At 42.4% G+C, this 17,264-nt stretch carries 16 protein-coding genes; 4 read left to right on the top strand and 12 right to left on the bottom strand.

Going from position 1 to position 17,264, the window contains the following annotated elements:
- Positions 1–113: 113 nt before the first annotated feature.
- The 4 genes from GZH31_RS15285 to bioH all read right to left on the bottom strand — a co-directional run bounded on the left by GZH31_RS15285 (position 114) and on the right by bioH (position 2,964).
- Positions 114–845 (bottom strand): outer membrane beta-barrel protein, encoded by a 732-nt coding sequence (locus GZH31_RS15285; RefSeq protein WP_180311212.1) that lies wholly within the window; start codon positions 843–845, stop codon positions 114–116.
- Positions 846–951: 106 nt separating this feature from the next.
- On the bottom strand, positions 952–1,812 hold the full coding sequence (locus tag GZH31_RS15290; RefSeq protein ID WP_074989202.1) for a putative metalloprotease CJM1_0395 family protein: 861 nt from the start codon (positions 1,810–1,812) through the stop codon (positions 952–954).
- Positions 1,813–1,817: 5 nt separating this feature from the next.
- Entirely contained in the window at positions 1,818–2,126 is a 309-nt protein-coding gene (locus GZH31_RS15295) for a hypothetical protein (RefSeq protein ID WP_036973397.1), read from the bottom strand.
- Positions 2,127–2,226: 100 nt separating this feature from the next.
- Positions 2,227–2,964: a pimeloyl-ACP methyl ester esterase BioH gene (gene bioH, locus GZH31_RS15300; protein WP_036973398.1), complete on the bottom strand. Its 738-nt coding sequence runs from the start codon at positions 2,962–2,964 to the stop codon at positions 2,227–2,229.
- Between the two features lie 58 nt (positions 2,965–3,022).
- Here bioH and GZH31_RS15305 point away from each other — a divergent pair, with 58 nt between their 5' ends.
- Positions 3,023–3,724 (top strand): ComF family protein, encoded by a 702-nt coding sequence (locus tag GZH31_RS15305; RefSeq protein ID WP_074989201.1) that lies wholly within the window; start codon positions 3,023–3,025, stop codon positions 3,722–3,724.
- On the opposite strand, the gene GZH31_RS15310 is transcribed toward GZH31_RS15305, so the two are convergent.
- Positions 3,721–6,270 (bottom strand): M14 metallopeptidase family protein, encoded by a 2,550-nt coding sequence (locus tag GZH31_RS15310; protein WP_180311213.1) that lies wholly within the window; start codon positions 6,268–6,270, stop codon positions 3,721–3,723. The two genes, GZH31_RS15305 and GZH31_RS15310, sit on opposite strands and share 4 nt — an antisense overlap.
- 144 nt (positions 6,271–6,414) lie before the next feature.
- On the opposite strand from GZH31_RS15310, the gene nfuA reads away from it, so the two are divergent.
- On the top strand, positions 6,415–6,990 hold the full coding sequence (nfuA, locus tag GZH31_RS15315; protein WP_036973401.1) for a Fe-S biogenesis protein NfuA: 576 nt from the start codon (positions 6,415–6,417) through the stop codon (positions 6,988–6,990).
- A 12-nt stretch (positions 6,991–7,002) separates the two neighbouring features.
- Positions 7,003–7,272, top strand: coding sequence for a hypothetical protein (locus GZH31_RS15320; RefSeq protein ID WP_118844723.1), 270 nt, complete (start codon positions 7,003–7,005; stop codon positions 7,270–7,272).
- Between the two features lie 4 nt (positions 7,273–7,276).
- On the opposite strand, the gene dinF is transcribed toward GZH31_RS15320, so the two are convergent.
- Positions 7,277–8,548, bottom strand: coding sequence for an MATE family efflux transporter DinF (dinF, locus tag GZH31_RS15325; protein ID WP_231387291.1), 1,272 nt, complete (start codon positions 8,546–8,548; stop codon positions 7,277–7,279).
- A 39-nt stretch (positions 8,549–8,587) separates the two neighbouring features.
- Between dinF and GZH31_RS15330 the strand changes: the two genes are divergently transcribed.
- A complete protein-coding gene (locus GZH31_RS15330) occupies positions 8,588–9,619 on the top strand; it encodes a polysaccharide deacetylase family protein (RefSeq protein WP_036973405.1) in 1,032 nt (343 codons plus the stop codon).
- Here the strand turns inward: GZH31_RS15330 and GZH31_RS15335 are convergent.
- From GZH31_RS15335 to GZH31_RS15360, 6 genes are all read right to left on the bottom strand, one after another.
- Positions 9,609–10,640, bottom strand: coding sequence for a chemotaxis response regulator protein-glutamate methylesterase (locus tag GZH31_RS15335; protein WP_118844725.1), 1,032 nt, complete (start codon positions 10,638–10,640; stop codon positions 9,609–9,611). The two genes, GZH31_RS15330 and GZH31_RS15335, sit on opposite strands and share 11 nt — an antisense overlap.
- A gap of 8 nt (positions 10,641–10,648) precedes the next feature.
- A complete protein-coding gene (cheD, locus tag GZH31_RS15340; protein WP_036973407.1) occupies positions 10,649–11,266 on the bottom strand; it encodes a chemoreceptor glutamine deamidase CheD in 618 nt (205 codons plus the stop codon).
- Positions 11,250–12,080 carry a protein-glutamate O-methyltransferase CheR gene (locus GZH31_RS15345; protein WP_036973409.1) on the bottom strand — a complete coding sequence of 277 codons (831 nt, stop codon included), beginning with the start codon at positions 12,078–12,080 and terminating at the stop codon, positions 11,250–11,252. The genes cheD and GZH31_RS15345 overlap by 17 nt, the downstream gene beginning before the upstream one ends.
- A 258-nt stretch (positions 12,081–12,338) precedes the next feature.
- On the bottom strand, positions 12,339–14,666 hold the full coding sequence (locus GZH31_RS15350; protein WP_065979414.1) for a methyl-accepting chemotaxis protein: 2,328 nt from the start codon (positions 14,664–14,666) through the stop codon (positions 12,339–12,341).
- Positions 14,667–14,695: 29 nt separating this feature from the next.
- Entirely contained in the window at positions 14,696–15,181 is a 486-nt protein-coding gene (locus GZH31_RS15355) for a chemotaxis protein CheW (protein WP_065979415.1), read from the bottom strand.
- Positions 15,178–17,256, bottom strand: a complete 2,079-nt coding sequence (locus GZH31_RS15360; protein WP_118844726.1) for a chemotaxis protein CheA — start codon at positions 17,254–17,256, stop codon at positions 15,178–15,180. Before GZH31_RS15360 ends, GZH31_RS15355 begins: the two co-directional genes overlap by 4 nt.
- Positions 17,257–17,264 lie beyond the last annotated feature (8 nt).

Here is a 17,264-nt window from a genome sequence, read left to right on the forward strand (position 1 = left end):
AAGCGTTGCGGATTATTTATACAAAATGTAGCTTTTTGTAGAAAACACTATTGCAGGAACAGAAATAATATATAAAAAGAAGCTAGCGAAAGGTTCGCTAGCTTGCTAATTAACTAAAAATTATAACGAATTGAGAAGGTAAGATCTGAATAGTCGTTTACATCTCGATACGCTGCGGTCACTAACCAATCAGCTGTAATCGCATAATTTGCACCGACATGAAGCACGGTATTATTTTCGCTTTCTTCATCATGCAGACGCTCGTAACCGATACCCGCATTTAGCTCTATTGAATCGGTTAATAAGTGCCTAATTTGTGCATTTACAGATAAAATATCAGCTGTATCTGAATCAGAATATCTCTCAGAGTTGGTATCGAGTACTTGTTCTTGATAAGTGATATCTTGCTTGTACAGTACGTCACCTTCAAATTTTAGCTGGCCCAGCTTCGCTGAATAATCAATTTTAGTCACATCAGACAGAGAGTAAATATAGCCTAAAGCTAACTCATAACGCGTGATATCTAACTCTGTACGATAAAGATATTCAGTCTGCCCCGTACCGACTGGGTTGTTGTTCATATCATAAACAGTCACATTGTCGTAGATATCTAACTCTGTAAAGTCATCAGATACTTTTGAGTAGTGGCCATGCACATACCAGTTTTGTGCAAATTGTTTACTGACGTTGATACCATAGCCCGTGAGAGAAAGATCATCAGCATCATCAATTTTCATTTTCTGATAGCCAGCATCAACATAATCATAGCTAAGAGGTGTGGTGTTTTGTGCCATAACAGCTGTTGATACAAGTGAAAGTGCACCGATAAGTACAGCATATTTCATGTTAAATCATCCTTATTTAAAATCGTGGACAATCTAACAGAGCTAATTTTTTACCACAATAGGAACAACCCTATTTATAGTAAGTAATGTGTAAGAAAATATGAGGTTAAATAACCGCAGAAAATTGGTTTTGAGCCGCAGCAGAGGTTGCCGCTTGATAGAAATTAGCAATTCGTTGAGCGCGTTGATCTACTTCCACGTCACGCTTTGCTGTTTTAGTCTCCGATGCACTCACTTGCGGGCTATCTTCATTGGCAAATTCACGGTTAATTTTAAATGACGCTTGCCCATTTTGCTGCTTATCGTCATCAGACTGAGTCGCTAACTCAGCTTGAGCCGCCGCAAGTTTTTGCGTTGCATCTGCCGCTATAGCACGGTCAGCACCTGAGGGTTCTTGTGGAGCAAGCGCTGCTGCTCGTACAGTTTGCATTTTTTCAATGGTGGCTTTTGGATCCCCCTCGATTTGTGCAACATCGATTTGAACCTCTCCACCAACAGCGTAATTAGTACCATCGGGACCGCGCTGATACTCATAACTTGGCGCACCCGCATATTGCCCACCGACAGATGCATGTGCTTGCTCGTGAATGCGCACTTCAGTATCACGGGCTTTTAATTCCTTTATTTGTTCCGCATCTTGCTGCTCTTGTTCAGCAACTTGTTGCTCTTTTTTTTGTTCTTGCTTTGTTTCTTGTTGCTCTTGTTCCGATTGCTCAGAATCGCCTTGTTGGCGTTCTTGAACTACGGTGTTGTCATCAAGACGGCCTTTCGCATCATAGGTGCCAGCGTCAGTGCCTGGTTGTCTGGCTTTTTCGCCATCGTTTAAAGTTTTATTTTCAGCGTTACTGGGTTTGGTTGCCGTAGGTGCGGGGATTACCTCGCGCAACTGGTTATCACGGCGCGCACTTTCTGTATGCACATTCGCAGTGTTTAAGTTAATGGCCGGATAAGGAGTAACGATGTTCATGATATTTATACTTTAATATCGATTAAAGTGCCCAGTACCTCATCCGCGGTTTGAATGCTATTGATATTCGCCTTGGCATTAAACTCTTCTACTTTTAAGTTGACCAGCGACTCATCAATACGCGCGGGTTGTGATACAGGAGGCGTGACTGCTTCATCGGGGCGAGCGGCTTGTAATTGGCGCTGCTGCGCAAGCTGAGCATCATCTTGTTGATCTATTGAGGCACGGCTAATCTCAGCGCTTGCCTTTTCAATACCTTGGCTAGCACGGTTATAACCTTCTACCGCATTATTAAAAACAGAACCGATTGCCATGATGGTCTCCAACAGTGAGATCTAACCGTAATTATCGCTCACAAAACGAACAAAATAAAGTATAATCCCGCTATTTTTATGGCCTCAAGCTAGGTTTTGTTTAACACACTGATTTAAGAGCTGTTATAAATGCCTCTTTGTGAGAAATAAACGGGGCATGGGATGCTTTATCAATTACCTCGTAGTCAAAATTAGGCTGCAGCGCCTGCATTTTCTTAAGAGCACGATAAGGCACTAACGCATCTAAGCGACCAAAAATGCCGACTATAGGCACCGTTAACTGTGCAAACATAGCGCGTAAATCATCGTGCTGTAGTATATCGAGTCCTGCACTTAGCGCCTGCTCTTTGGGAGCGGGGTATTGATTCAATAATAATTTTAGCTGCTTTATATCATCACGAGCAGACTCACTGCCCATAGCTTGAATAGCGAGAAAGCGTTCTATGGTTTTTTCTCTATGGCTCACTAACTGATCTTTAAACGCATTCAGGACGTCCGGCTTAATACCCGGCCAATCATCGTGCTGGGCAAAAAATGGGGTTGATGCTACCAGCACAACTTTGGCCACTTTGTCAGGCCAGTGCGCAGCAATATACAAAGCAAACAGCCCTCCCAGTGACCAGCCGACAAGTATTGATCCTTCATTTAATTCGCTACTGAGCTGCTCTGCCGCAGCATGCAAAGTGTAAGGTGTTGGTATTGACTGTGCGTTACCAAACCCAGGTAAATCTAAGCAGCGAACTGCGCCATCATGAAAAAACGTAAGTTCAGGCATAATGACTTGCCACACACCTTGATTCATTCCCCAGCCATGTAACAACACCATTTCATTTTGCATATTTATAAACTCTCAACCACACTTAGCGCTCATAATAGCGTTTAAAGGAATGAATGCAATGGCGGGCTTAATTCAGGCGTTTAAAGTCGCTTTAGATGCGCTGTTCCCAAATTTTTGTTTGGGTTGCAGGGGCCACATTGAAAGTAATCAGTCACTCTGCCCACACTGTATGGATGACCTTGCACTTTTTGACTTAGCACGTCATCCAAACCTTTTACATCGCCCCGATATTTGTGACGCTTTTCCTGACTGTCATTTTGATCATCTCATTGCCTGTGCGTGGTATCAAGCACCCTATAAACAATGGCTCATACAGTTAAAATTTAACAATCAACAGCATTATAAAGTGGCTTTACAGCAAATCATAACCAAACAGCTGCAACATGCCCTTGCAGCAAACACACACTGGCCTGATGTATTTATCATAATGCCGTTACATAAAAGGCGTTTTTTATCGCGTGGCTATAACCAAGTAAGCCAAACGTGGTTACCGGTTCTAGAGGGCTTACAGCAAGACGTTATTACGCCTCTTCATAAACAAAAAGCCACCCAGCCACAATCAAAACTAAGTAAAACAAAACGGGTAAAGAATGTAAAAAATGCGTTTGTATGTCAGCAAGATCTGACAGGGAAATCGGTGGCTATTGTTGATGATGTGATGACCTCTGGTGCTACATTAAACGCAGCAACAGAGGCATTAAAACAGGCAGGGGCCAAACAAGTATGGGCAATCCTTACATGTTTGACTCCCCTTAATTAGTCACCCGATGCACTAAATGCATGACCAAAGAACAATGCATTACTTAGTAATCGGCTTGTTCCATACCAGTAACCACGAAAAACGGGGTTATCAGTCATACCGATCACACTGCCTTTTCCGTAAGAGTGCGCAATTAAACCTGCAGCACCGGCTACCTGCTCCACATTGACATCATCAGTAAAGCCTGCAAGTAATGGCGTGTCTGTATAAGTAAGCACATTAACAAATGGTGCCTCCGATTTTTCAAGTAACCAAGTGCTATTTTTAAATACAGGTAAGTTATTGCGCTCAAGCGAGAACGTCAGTGGGTGCGATAAGTCAACGTGAGTATTAAAAATGGCACCTGCAATGCGTTGGCGCCCTGCTAAGTCATCTTTATCGGCATAAGTAAGGCCTTTTGTATCAAATGCACTTGCAACATCACGGCGTGACAAATAATTCGCTTTTAATAGTTGCTGATCCGCTAAGAATTTAGCACCGCCTTTATGGCCCCAGATTACCCCGCCTTTACGAACCCACGCTTTTATTGCAATTTTAGTCGCATCATCAAGGCGATTATAATTACCATGCGCAAGCACAATATGGCTGTACTTATCGAGGTTAATATTATCTAAACGCTCCATTTCAATAATACTCGGGGCAATGTCAACAAAGCGATCAAGGTAATACCACACTTCGCCAAGCTCATACTGGCTGGTTCCTTCGCCACCAATAAGCAGTACCTTAGGTGCTTTAACAACAGCCATAGAACGAGACCCTAAATCAGCCCCTTTCACTGTTAAACCAGAGCTGATGGGAACAATTTCAATACCGAAATCTGTTTGTGCTTGGTTTAAATAACGCACCCAATTAGGGTCTGTTTGAATACCGGCTGGTAATAAAATACTGCCTGGCTCAAAAGCAACCTCACCTGCGGGTGTTTTTGCTGTAAGTGAACTAAGCGCAACACGTGCTTGAACACCTTGCTTAAGTAAGTTATTTAACATTTTAGGAGCAAGGTAGTCATCCCACTTAAATGCATAAGCATAGCTTTGTGGTAACGCAGCGAAGCTTGATTTAACCGTTTTCTGCCACGGCATTTTTGCAATGTTTAAGCCCCAATTGCTGCTCACTTTGGCAAACTCTAAATTAAATGCATGGGCCAATGTCCAGCCCGAAACATCATAAAAAGTATTGTCAACAAAGCGTTGTTGCTCGCTAAAAATCGCTTTTACTAAACGAAATTGTGGCTGTGCTAATGGCACGTAGTAGCTTTTTTCAGAAAAGCTCTGACCATTCACTTTTAAGGGCTCTTCAAGCAAATACGCATTGATTTGGTGTTGCTTTAACACGTCTAAAAAATACGCCATACGGCTATTATCAGCGCCGCCTTTTACCACATAGCCTTTAAAATCTTCATCGCCAGCAAGATCCGTAGCTTTAGTGTAAAACTCAGCTTGATAGTCTAGTAAGTCTTGGCGATTATCAATCGCTGCTTGGAATGTAGATAAGCTCGTTAACAGTTGATTTTTAATAGTAAATGGAAAACTCAACGGGCCGTTAATTGTTTCTTGTAAGTGCCCACGAGAACTGGCTTGTTCAAATAAAATACCCACGCCACCATTTACATCTGGGTAGGTTGACCCCTTGCCATAGTAAAAATCGTCAAAGCTTTCTTCAGTAAAATACAGCGCATTATGCTCATCAAGCGTCTTTGCATGATAATTTGCAATTGCTTTCGTTAATGTCACATTTTCTTCTGGTGTAATTGGGTGTTTACGCGTTGGTATTCCCGGTTGAAAGAAGAATGTGCTATTTGGGCCCATTTCATGAAAGTCAGTTAAAATATTAGGCTTCCAGTGATGGAACTGGGCAATACGCGCACGTGACTCAGGGTGTTGTAGTAACAACCAGTCACGATTTAAATCAAAAAGATAATGGTTAGTACGACTGCTCGGCCAGCTTTCACGGTGCTCACGTGTTTCAGGGTCCGATGATAAGTTCATGCCTCGATTGCTATTTGCCCAATTCGCAAAACGCGCTAAGCCATCAGGATTCAAAGAGGGGTCTAATAAAATAACGGTGTTGTTTAATAAGGTGTCAATTTCAGGCCCTTGTGCCGCAGCAAGATAATAAGCAACTAATAGCGATGCGTTGCTACCTGAAGACTCATTGCCATGCACACTGTAACCCATCCACACAACCGCAGGTTGCTTGCTTGAGTCAGTATTTCCACCGCTTAAGCGAGCTAAATGTGCTTTACGAATTTGCTCTACTTGGCCTAATTTATCTGGCGCAGTAATCGTTAACATGACCAAGGGTCGCTGCTCGTGCGTCCGGCCAATTACTTCAATGTTAATACGCTCACTTTTGTCTGCCAATATTTGCATATACTGAACAAGTTGATCATGGCGTACATGCCACTCGCCCACTTCGTAGCCTAAAACCTCTTGCGGGGTTGGAATAAGCGGATCAAATTTCACATCTTCTTCAAAATAATAGGAAAGTGGTTTTGCTAATGCTGAAAAACTCACTAGCATGGTTAATATTGTTATTATTAAACGCATAGATAGCACCTGTTATTGTTTGATGTTTTCACGCTACCATTCGATAAAATAGATGCAACTTTTTACGCTCAACACTGGCGACAACACGATGAGCGGAGTATGATAGGCAGTATCCGAGTAATTTAGTCAAGTATAGTTCGTTTTATGATTTCTATTTCTGAATCTGCACAATCTCATTTTGCTAAACTTTTAGCAGACCAAGCTGAACAAACTAACATTCGTGTGTTTGTTGTAAACCCAGGTACTTCGCAAGCTGAGTGTGGTGTTTCTTACTGCCCTGAAGACGCAGTTGAAGCAAGCGACATTCGTTTACCATTTAATGGTTTTGATGCCATTGTTGATGCAGAAAGTGCTCCTTTCTTACAAGAAGCTGAAATCGATTTTGTGACTGACAAAATGGGTACTCAGCTAACGCTTAAAGCACCGAATGCAAAAGCACGTAAGCTGACCGACGATGCGACGCTTCAAGAACGTGTTCAACATATGCTTGAAACCGAAGTTAACCCGCAACTTGCTAACCACGGTGGCCAAGTAAGCCTTGTGGAAATTACAGCCGATGGTATTGCAGTACTGCAATTTGGTGGTGGCTGTAATGGTTGTTCAATGATCGATGTGACGTTAAAAGAAGGCATCGAAAAAGAAATGATCGCTAAATTTGATGAGATCACAGGGGTGAGAGATATTACTGATCACAACCCGGGTGAGCACTCATACTACTAATTAGCGCTTAAGATGCTTAAGCAGTGGGTTTTTCGCTTAGGTAGCGACCCCAAATTAAGCCTAAAACGCTTTCTTCGCGGCTTAGCACTGTTTGTGCTAGCCGTGATATTCATTGCTATCGGCTATTATGGACCCGCAATTTTCCAGCTTGTGGGGCTTGTCATTTTAGCTGTTGCATTGTTTTTTGCATTTTGGGGCTACTTAGGTATTTTTGCGAACCGTTTCGCACAAGTGCTTAAGCGTACATCCCCTAAAGATGATGATCTTGACCTGTGGAAATAACCACTCAAATTAACAACTGTTGTTGCTTAACCATTGCGCGATAACGTAGCCATAACGTAACGCCACGCAATAACATAAAGCTTGTCATAGCGAACCATAATCCATGATTTTGCCAGTCGCTTACCAACCAAAATAACCCAAAGAAACCAAATGTCGCGCTTATTAGCATGGTATTTCGCATGTCTTTTGCGCGTGTTAAACCAACAAATACACCATCGAATAAAAAGCACCCCATGGCCGCAATGGGCAATATAATGACCCAAGGTAAGTAGTGTGTAGCCAGACTGACAACCTCAGGCACATCGGTTAAAAGGCGAATAATAGCGCCACCAAACACTAAAAAAATCAGGCTATAAAAGAGCGCAAAGAGTCCTCCCCAGAACAAGCTTAAATTCACCCAAAGTTTGATCTGTTCAACACTCTGCTCCCCTTTGGCTTTGCCTACTTTTGCTTCGCTCGCATAAGCAATACCATCTAAAGCAAAACTCACCAACATCAGAAAGTTCAGCAATACGGCATTAGCTGCTAATGTTGTTTCACCGATTCTAGCGCCATAAAAAGTCATAAAGCTAAAGCACAATTGCAGTGCCAGTGAACGAATGAAAATATCGCGGTTTAAATTAAGCAGCTCGCCTATTTTAGCTACGCTTAACCATGCTTTAACGGCCAAATTAATACCTTGCTTTTTAGCAAGTTGTAACACCAGAAAAACAGCAAAACCGAATGCGATATAATCGGCAATAAGCGAGGCCCAAGCCGCGCCCGCCACTCCCCAATTAAGAAAAACCACAAAGTAAATATCGAGCACAATATTTGTGATATTGGTAATTAATAATAAATAAAATGGACCTCGTCCATAATGTACACCGAGCATCCACCCTAATAGCACCAAATTACAAAGGGCCGCTGGCGCACTAAAAATACGAACAGAAAAATAGCTATACGCCTGTTCTAAAACAGCTTGATTGGCATTTGACAAGTAAGCCATTAAGGATTGAATTGGTGTGCTGAGCGCGATTAATAACAACGCAACCCCAGTTGCAAGCAACAAACTACGCTTTAACAGTTCACCTAGCAAAGTAAGGTCATTTTTACCGTAAGCTTGTGCCACCAGCCCCGTCGTACTCATTCTTAAAAAGCCTGCCAGCCAAAATAGTAACGAAATAACCGTAGAGCCTAACGCTATCCCCGCCAAGTAGTGAGCACTTCCTAAGTGACCAATCACGGCAGTATCAACTAATCCTAACAGTGGGACAGTAATATTTGATAAGATCATTGGACCGGCTAATAACAGCAAACTTTTATGGTGTGCCTTATGACGTTTAAGAAAATGTTTCATGTAATTTTTGCAGTCCTGTTAGGTTTATCAATGCGTGCCCACGGCGCCGTTATTTTACAGTATCATCATGTGAGTGAAACCCTTCCTGCGGTCACCAGTGTCAGCAGTGAAACATTTATAAAACACATGCAGTATTTAAAAGATCATCACTTTACTGTAGTGCCATTAAATGAGCTAATTAGTTCACTGCAATCTGGCAAAGAATTAACCGATAAAACCGTCGCAATTACCTTTGACGATGGTTATAAAAACAATTATGAACAAGCCGCGCCAATTCTTGAGAAGTTCGGCTACCCCTACACTATTTTTGTTAATCCAAAACTGATTGATGAAGGTAAAAGCTATGTCATGACATGGCAGCAATTAAAAGCGCTTTCTAAAAAAGGGGCACTTATTAGTAATCACACCCAAGCGCATAATTACATGCATTTAAAGCAACAGGGTGAAACTGACGCACAATGGCAAGCACGGACTAAAAACGACATTCTCGCAGCACAAAAGCGTATCAAAGAAGAGATTGGTCATGACTATAAATACGTAGCCTATCCCTATGGCGAATTTAATAATTCACTTCAAGCACTGGTTAAGTCAATTGGCTTTGTTGGTATTGGTCAACACTCAGGTGCGGTGGGTATTCATTCTGACTTTACCCGTTTACCACGCTTCCCTGCATCAGGCTTTTACTCCAAACTTGATACATTATCGACAAAATTAGCGTCACAGGCTTTCACTATCAAAGCGTTAAATTACTCAGACAGTGTTACTAACGAGAATCCACCTAGCTTAAGCATTCAATTTGATATGCAAGACTTTCATAAAAGCCAATTTGCGTGCTATGTCTCGGGGATTGGTCAAGCAGACTTAAATTGGACAAGCAAAGACACGGTGCAAATTATCTCGCCAGCTAAATTGAAAAGTGGCCGTTCACGTTTTAATTGTACGGCCCCTTCGATTGAGAAAAAAGGCAGCTATTATTGGTTTTCACAACCTTGGGTGATCACACCTTAACGGCCTGCTTAAGCATTTGCGCGGTAATTTTATCAAGACGCACAATTTCATGAGCCGCATCCAGTTCGATAGCGGCTTTTGGCATGCCCCACACCACTGACGATAACTCGTCTTGTGCAATTGTATAAGCCCCCGCTTGTTTTAATGCCAGTAACCCTTTCGCGCCATCACTCCCCATGCCTGTGAGTAACGCAGCAATCGTGGCTTTTGGACACGCAACCAATAACGAATTAAACAATACATCCACTGCAGGTCGATGGCGATTAACTAATTCAGATGTATCGAGTTGGCAATACAAAGCAGAACCTTGTTTTACAATACTTAAATGTTGATCGCCCGGTGCAATGTAAGCCCAACCGGGGCGTAATTTATCACCGTGCTCTGCCTCTTTGACATTAATTTTACAGGTACGATCCATACGCATAGCAAACGAAGTGCTAAATACTGGCGGAATGTGCTGCGTAATGACAATAGGTGGACATTGCTCAGGCATACGCACCAAAACCTCTTTAATTGCCTCGGTGCCACCTGTCGAAGCACCAATCGCCAGCACACTATTTGCTTTAAATTGTAAGGTTGATAAGGCGCTATCGGCTTCTAGGCTCTGCTCCTTGAATGTGCGAACCCGAGCACCAGCCGCTGTACGTATTTTTTGATGTAATAAATGCGCATACCGTTGCAAACTTTGAGACACGTTAGCGGTCGGTTTTGCTATAAAATCAACCGCTCCCGTTTCAAGCGCTTCGAGGGTAATGGGCGATCCCTTTTGTGTTAATGTTGATATCATTACCACCGGCATAGGCCGTAGACGCATTAAGTTTTTAAGAAAACTTAAACCATCCATTTTGGGCATTTCAATATCAAGCGTTAACACGTCAGGGTTGAGGCGTTTTATTTGTTCTCTCGCTTCGTAGGGGTCTTCTGCAGACCCCACAACGTGAATATCATCTGCTTGCTCAAGAATCTCTTTAAGCAATCCGCGTATCAAAGGAGAATCATCAACAATAAGGACTTTGATCATATGCTCTCCTAAAATAGCTCAATATCCGTTTTTGCATCTTGTTGCTCAATTTCGTGTAAGTATTTAACTTCACGTTCTTCAAGTTTATCTGTATGTAGTTCACGTAGCTTTTTCACCTGTGCTTTTCCCGTTTGCGGATCAAAGATGATCTTACGAGGCCAAGGTCCACCTACATCGTGAGATACTAAATCTAAACCCTCTTCAAGTACATAAGCATTTGCAAAACGAATATTACCCACCCCGATATCTGTCATTGAGCGAATAATTTTACCCCCGCCGAATAACTTTACTTTTAAGTTTCGTTTTGAGGCTCCATTTTTCAGAATTTCATTGATCAAGTACTCCATAGCCCAGTTGCCATAACGGCAATTAAGGCTATGCGCATTGGCGGGATCAACGCCTTTTTCAATCGGTAACATAAAGTGATTCATGCCACCAATGCCTAACCCATCATCGTAGATACACGCTGCAATACAAGACCCTAACACCGTGGTGATGAGTTCATCCGATTTTGAAACATAGAATTCACCCGGCAATACTTTCGCTATCACCTTTTGCCTGCGGTTATCCCAAAAGCGTTTTACATGCTCAAACCCTGGTAAAACTGCTTTATAATGAGTGTTCATAGACCACCTTTTGGTAGATCGTTTGGCCTAAATTCTTAAATTCTCTGTGATCTTTACCGAGTGTCTCTGAGTGCCCCAAAAATAAATGGCCTGAGTTACTAAGTAACTCATAATAGCGTCGAAAGAGTGTATCTTTGGTCGACTTATCAAAGTAAATCACCACATTGCGACAAAAAATCACATCAAAAGGACCTTTCATTGGCCAACTTTGCAGTAAGTTTAAGCGTTTAAAAAAAATGTTTTTTTGTAGCGCTGGTTTCACTTTATAAAGCTGTCCATCGTGGCTTTTTAGAAACCAACGTTTAAGCTGACTGTCTTCTAAGCCATTTACATTCGCAGCCGTGTAAGTGCCTGCTTGTGCTTTCGCAAGCACATTAGAGTCAAGATCGGTGGCCAGTATTTTCACATCCCAATCTTTTGGAAATAAATCACTTAGGGTCATTGCAATTGTGTAAGGCTCTTCACCTGTAGAGCACCCAGCCGACCAAACACGTACTCGCTTGCTCTTCGCATTAGAAACGAGCAGCTTAGGTACAATGGTATTTTTTAGGTAACTAAAGTGATGAGGCTCACGAAAGAAAGAGGTTAAGTTGGTGGTAATTGCATTTATAAACTCGCTAAACTCATGCTCTTTATGCTCTTCTAAGTAATCTAAGTACTCTTTAAAGCTTTTAAGCTTATGAAGCCGTATACGCCTTGCTAGGCGTGAATACACCATTTCTCGTTTATGTTCAGCAAGCACAATACCGCAAGCATCATATACCTGTGACGAAATGTTTTTGAAATCACTGTCTGTCAGTAAAAACTCTTTCATGTCTGGACCCACTAGCCTCAAAGAGTGCGCGCATTATAGTCAAACCATTAACTTAAGTGGTTAATCAGTCCCGCGGGTAAAAACAGCGAGACGATCATAAGCGTGTTAAGCATGATTGCACCGATACGTAAGGTAACCCACTGCAGGTAAGCGGTTACTCATGATCCCCTTACTTTGGTCACCTTGCCGTGTCTTTTTGCTCAATAAGCTTTGTTAGTTCACACCATTGACATTCACTATGGTGAAACGGCAAGCGTATTAAAACTCTTCCCACTCATCGCCTGGGTCAACAAAGTTATTTCCTTTGGGAGCTGAGCGCCCAGACGGGCTCGATTGTTTAATCGGTGACGCTGTCACTCTGCTTGTGATGTCTGTTTCCTCTTGATTCGATAGCGAGAAGAAGTTAAGCAAGCGGCGCATATCATTGGCTTGTTCTGCCATTGATTCACCTGCTGCAGATGCCTGCTCAACAAGCGCCGCATTTTGCTGTGTCATTTCATCCATTTGTGCAATGGCTTTATTTACTTGCTCAATACCTGAGCTTTGCTCTTCCGATGCCTGCGCAATATCCGAAATCATGGCCGTTACGCGTTGTACCGCTGTGACAATTTCTTGTAACGTTGAACCTGATTCATTCACCAATAATGTGCCATCTTCAACTTTGCCGACACTGTCGCGAATAAGCTCTTTAATTTCTTTTGCCGCAGCAGCTGAGCGCTGTGCAAGATTACGCACTTCACCCGCAACAACCGCAAAGCCACGCCCTTGTTCACCAGCACGTGCAGCCTCTACCGCGGCATTTAATGCAAGTAGATTAGTTTGGAAGGCAATTTCATCAATTACACTGATGATATCTGCTATCTTCTTACTCGATTCATTAATAGCCGACATACTCGTTACGGCACGGTTGACAACCTCGCCTCCTTTTTGTGCCTTGCTACGAGTCTCTTCGGCAAGCTCGTTAACCTCTTTTGCATTATCGGCATTTTGACGAACTGTACTGGTCATCTCTTCCATACTTGATGCTGTTTCTTCAAGCGAAGATGCCTGCTCTTCAGTACGTTGACTTAAGTCTGCATTGCCTTGCGAGATTTCTTCTGCACCACTGGCCACCAATGTCGCTGATGTATTTATGCGGTTAATAACCTCCGTTAACTTATCAGCCGTGGCATTCGCATCGCGTTTTAATTTATCAAATGAACCTTGGTACTCTTGTTCAATACGCTTAGATAAATCACCATTAGCCATAGCATCAAGCATATTAGCAGTGTCTTTTACGGCATCATCTACAATACCCACTAAGCTATTTAGGCCCTGTGCTAAACGTAAGAAGAAGCCTGTTTTACCCGCAATTTCAACTCGTGCCTCTAAATCACCTTTACCTGCAGCGGTTACCAGACCAGCGATTTCTTTCTCGATAGCAACTTCTGCGGTTCTATCTTCCCACTCAACAACCGTTCCAATTCGTTCGTTTTCAGGGGTAAAAATAGGGTTAGCTACCAAACCAAAAGTACGTCCACCTACTTGAATCTCAGTGCTGTAGGTATCACTCAGTTTTGATAATAAATTACGTTGATGTGCAGGGTTTTTATGGAACACATCAATATTCTGACCGAGTAAATTACTGCTGTTAAAGTTAGGCAGGTCTTTTCGAAGATCGCTCTCTGCCACTTTCATCATATTGAGCACCGCTTCGTTCATATAGATGATGTCGTTATTCGCATCGGCAATCATGGTGTTAGTGCCTACGCGGTCAAGCGCGCGACGTACCCGTAGATTCTCTTCAGCTTCACGCTTTTCGGCTTCTGCTTTATTGACACTGTCAGTGATATCTTGCCATTCAACAATTGTCCCTAAACGCTTACCCGACGAATTAACCCAAGGGGTTGCAATCAAGCTAAAAATAAGACCCGCTAAGCGCAGTGTCGTTTTATAGGGTTCAGATAAATTCTTTAGTAATTCACGTTGATGTGAAGGATGCTTATGAAAATCATCAACACAGGTGCCAATTAAATTTTCAACAGAAAAGCTAGGCAGCACTGTTTTCAATGCGGCTTCACGTGCTTTGAGCATTTGCTTCACTTGCTCATTTACAAACACTATTTCTAAATCATTGTTAGCCATCATCACATTTGCTTGGCATACACGCAGTGCATTTGACAGGTCAGCATCACGTTTAGATTGTTTTTCAAGCTCCTTCTGTGCAGTGATATCGCTGGCGAATTTAATCACTTTGACTACGCTACCATTGCTATCAATAATTGGGTTATAGGTTGCTTGGATCCAAATTTCTTTGCCGTTTTTACCGAACCGTTTAAATTCATCCGAAATAAATTCACCGCTGCGCAAGCGCTGCCAAAACTGTTGGTATTCGGGACTTTGTGCATCTTCTTCTGCAATAAACATTGAATGATGTTGACCCTGAACTTCTTCTAGCCGATAGCCCATGGCATTTAAAAAATTTGCATTGGCAGTAATGATCGACCCAGACGGTTGAAACTCAATCACTGCAAGCGATTTATTTAATGCTGCAACAACCAAATCATTATTTGACTCAACATTTTTAGGACTGCTAAACCATCCCATACCCTTCACCTTCTTGTTAATCTACCCAATTAAATGTCCATTGTTTTTTGTAGGTCGAGTAACGCGACCATTTTTTCACCCACATTTACTAACCCCGCAACGTACTGTGCGTTATCTGAGTCAGATAGATGTGGCACTGCTTTTGCCTCATGCTCAGCAATGCTATAGACATCCGAAACAGCATCAACAACGATGCCCATAATTTTACTTGCGTTCTCTAACTCTACTTTCAGTACAATCACCACTGTGAGTGGCCCATACTCAATAGCCGGAATACCAAATCGCAACCGCAAATCAACAATAGGCACTATCGTGCCACGTAAGTTGATCACCCCCTTGACGAAATCGGGTGAGTTTGGAATAACCGTTATTTCTTCCCAACTGCGTATTTCTTGCACAGTTAAAATATCTACACCGTACTCTTCTTCAGCCATAAAGAAGGTTAGAAACTGTTTAACATCTTGGTCTTGCTCAATATTCAGCTTATTATGTAGGTCATCGTGTGCTGCAATCATGACGCCTCCAAGTTAGCTTTTGACTCTATTATTAGCTCTTGACTGCCGGGCTTTCTAAGCCCTGATAACTTAATTAAGCCACTAATATCAACAATCAGTGAAACGCGGCCATCCCCTAAGATTGTTGCCCCTGAGACGCCATCGACCTTTTGATAATTCGCCTCTAAGCTCTTAATAACAACCTGTTGCTGGGATAATAAGTCATCAACCAATAAACCAATTTTTTGGTTATCACTTTCCACCACCACCAGTAAGGTTTTATCCAGTGTTTCAATCGCACCTTGATGATTAAAAATACTGTATAGACGTAAAATCGGGATGTATTCATCGCGTAGCCGCAACACATCCAAATCTTTTCCAACTCGACTGACCTTCGTGATATCGATTTGCAACGATTCAATAATCGAAATAAGTGGAATAATGTAGGTATGCTCAGCCACACGAACAAGTTGACCATCTAATATAGCCAGCGTGAGTGGTAAGCGAATGGTGAACGTTGAACCAACACCTGGGGCAGACGACACTTCAACGGAACCACTCAAGGCTTCAATATTTCGTCTAACCACATCCATACCAACACCGCGACCCGACAAGTCGCTCACTTGGTCAGCCGTTGAAAAGCCGGGTAAGAAAATTAGTTCGTTAACTTCATTATCAGATAGATCGTCTGCTTCTGATATCAAGCCATTTTTAATGGCTTTTTCGCGTATTTTGGTGGTATTGAGGCCTTGTCCGTCATCCATAATTTCAATGACAATATTACCACCTTGATGAAAGGCATTAAGCGTCACGGTACCAACCGGATTTTTACCGGCAGCAACACGTTTATCGACCGTTTCAAGGCCATGATCAAGCGAGTTTCTAACCAAATGCACCATCGGGTCAGAAATCTTCTCCATCACCGTTTTATCTAACTCAGTTTGCTCACCAAGTAGTTTCAGTTCGACTTGTTTGTCTAGTTTTTGCGAAATATCGCGGACTAAACGAGGAAAACGACTGAACACAAAACTAATAGGCAACATTCTGATACGCATAACACTTTCTTGTAAATCGCGGGTGTTATGTGCAAGTTGAGCAAGCCCCTCTTGCAACGATGCAATCGTGGCTTCAGTAATTTCTTGCTCACCTAATTGAGTCAGCATAGCTTGCGTAATGACTAACTCACCAACCATGTTGATTAAGGAGTCAACTTTATCAATACCAACACGGATTGAGGTGGATTCGGTGTTGGTTGTTGTTGATTTTACAGCAGGGACTTTCTTTACTTCGGCATCGGGCTTGGTGGCTGCTTTTTCATTTTTGTTGTCAGTCTCGACCTGCGTTGATGGCGCCGCGCTCACAGCGACTTCATCACCAAATAAACCGCCGCATAAGGTAATCGTAATATCGGCGTCATCCTCAACCCATTCGAAAATTTCTTCGATACAACTCTGGTCTTTTTCTGTGGTTAAGAAAAAACGCCACGACAAAAAGCAATCTTCGGGGGCGAGGTCGGTAACATCAGGAACAGCATCTTGAAACGCTTGAGTTTCTAAGTCACCTAACTCAGCTAATTCACTGATCATATACAGCGGTTCATTGCCGGTTTTAAATAGGTGATGATGTGGTTTAAAATCGATTTGGAAAGTATTAATACTGTTTTCGCTGAGTGGCTCCTGCACAGGCTCTGCCACTTTACTTGCCGCACGCATACCGAGTATTTCTTCGAATTTGATTCGCAGTTCATCCGCTTCGGTTAAGTCGGGTTGCTGTTCTGCTTGCAATGCTCTAAGTAAAGCTCGTAAACAATCCACTGATTTTAGTAATAAGTTTACATGTTCGGCCGTTAAATCTCGTGAACCTTCCCGAATTTGGTCTAACAGCGTTTCTAAAACATGGGTAAAATCAGCAACAGAATTAAAGCCAAATGTACCACTGCCCCCTTTAATAGAATGCGCGGCGCGAAAAATAGTGTTGATTGTTTCTGAGTCTTCTTCGCCCGGAACTAAGTTTAATAACTCAGCCTCCATAGCATCCAGTCCTTCAAAGCTTTCTTCGAAAAACACTTCATAAAATTGGCTTAGATCTATACTCATGCCCCGCT

The organism is Pseudoalteromonas sp. JSTW, assembly GCF_013423925.1.
Taxonomy (GTDB): domain Bacteria; phylum Pseudomonadota; class Gammaproteobacteria; order Enterobacterales; family Alteromonadaceae; genus Pseudoalteromonas; species Pseudoalteromonas lipolytica.

Bases quoted from the DNA above. Each gene is read 5' to 3' on its own strand.
- GZH31_RS15285 (WP_180311212.1), bottom strand. From the start codon at position 845: ATGAAATATGCTGTACTTATCGGTGCACTTTCACTTGTATCAACAGCT.
- GZH31_RS15290 (WP_074989202.1), bottom strand. From the start codon at position 1,812: ATGAACATCGTTACTCCTTATCCGGCCATTAACTTAAACACTGCGAAT.
- GZH31_RS15295 (WP_036973397.1), bottom strand. From the start codon at position 2,126: ATGGCAATCGGTTCTGTTTTTAATAATGCGGTAGAAGGTTATAACCGT.
- bioH (WP_036973398.1), bottom strand. From the start codon at position 2,964: ATGCAAAATGAAATGGTGTTGTTACATGGCTGGGGAATGAATCAAGGT.
- GZH31_RS15305 (WP_074989201.1), top strand. From the start codon at position 3,023: ATGGCGGGCTTAATTCAGGCGTTTAAAGTCGCTTTAGATGCGCTGTTC.
- GZH31_RS15310 (WP_180311213.1), bottom strand. From the start codon at position 6,270: ATGCGTTTAATAATAACAATATTAACCATGCTAGTGAGTTTTTCAGCA.
- nfuA (WP_036973401.1), top strand. From the start codon at position 6,415: ATGATTTCTATTTCTGAATCTGCACAATCTCATTTTGCTAAACTTTTA.
- GZH31_RS15320 (WP_118844723.1), top strand. From the start codon at position 7,003: ATGCTTAAGCAGTGGGTTTTTCGCTTAGGTAGCGACCCCAAATTAAGC.
- dinF (WP_231387291.1), bottom strand. From the start codon at position 8,548: ATGATCTTATCAAATATTACTGTCCCACTGTTAGGATTAGTTGATACT.
- GZH31_RS15330 (WP_036973405.1), top strand. From the start codon at position 8,588: ATGACGTTTAAGAAAATGTTTCATGTAATTTTTGCAGTCCTGTTAGGT.
- GZH31_RS15335 (WP_118844725.1), bottom strand. From the start codon at position 10,640: ATGATCAAAGTCCTTATTGTTGATGATTCTCCTTTGATACGCGGATTG.
- cheD (WP_036973407.1), bottom strand. From the start codon at position 11,266: ATGAACACTCATTATAAAGCAGTTTTACCAGGGTTTGAGCATGTAAAA.
- GZH31_RS15345 (WP_036973409.1), bottom strand. From the start codon at position 12,080: ATGAAAGAGTTTTTACTGACAGACAGTGATTTCAAAAACATTTCGTCA.
- GZH31_RS15350 (WP_065979414.1), bottom strand. From the start codon at position 14,666: ATGGGATGGTTTAGCAGTCCTAAAAATGTTGAGTCAAATAATGATTTG.
- GZH31_RS15355 (WP_065979415.1), bottom strand. From the start codon at position 15,181: ATGATTGCAGCACACGATGACCTACATAATAAGCTGAATATTGAGCAA.
- GZH31_RS15360 (WP_118844726.1), bottom strand. From the start codon at position 17,256: ATGAGTATAGATCTAAGCCAATTTTATGAAGTGTTTTTCGAAGAAAGC.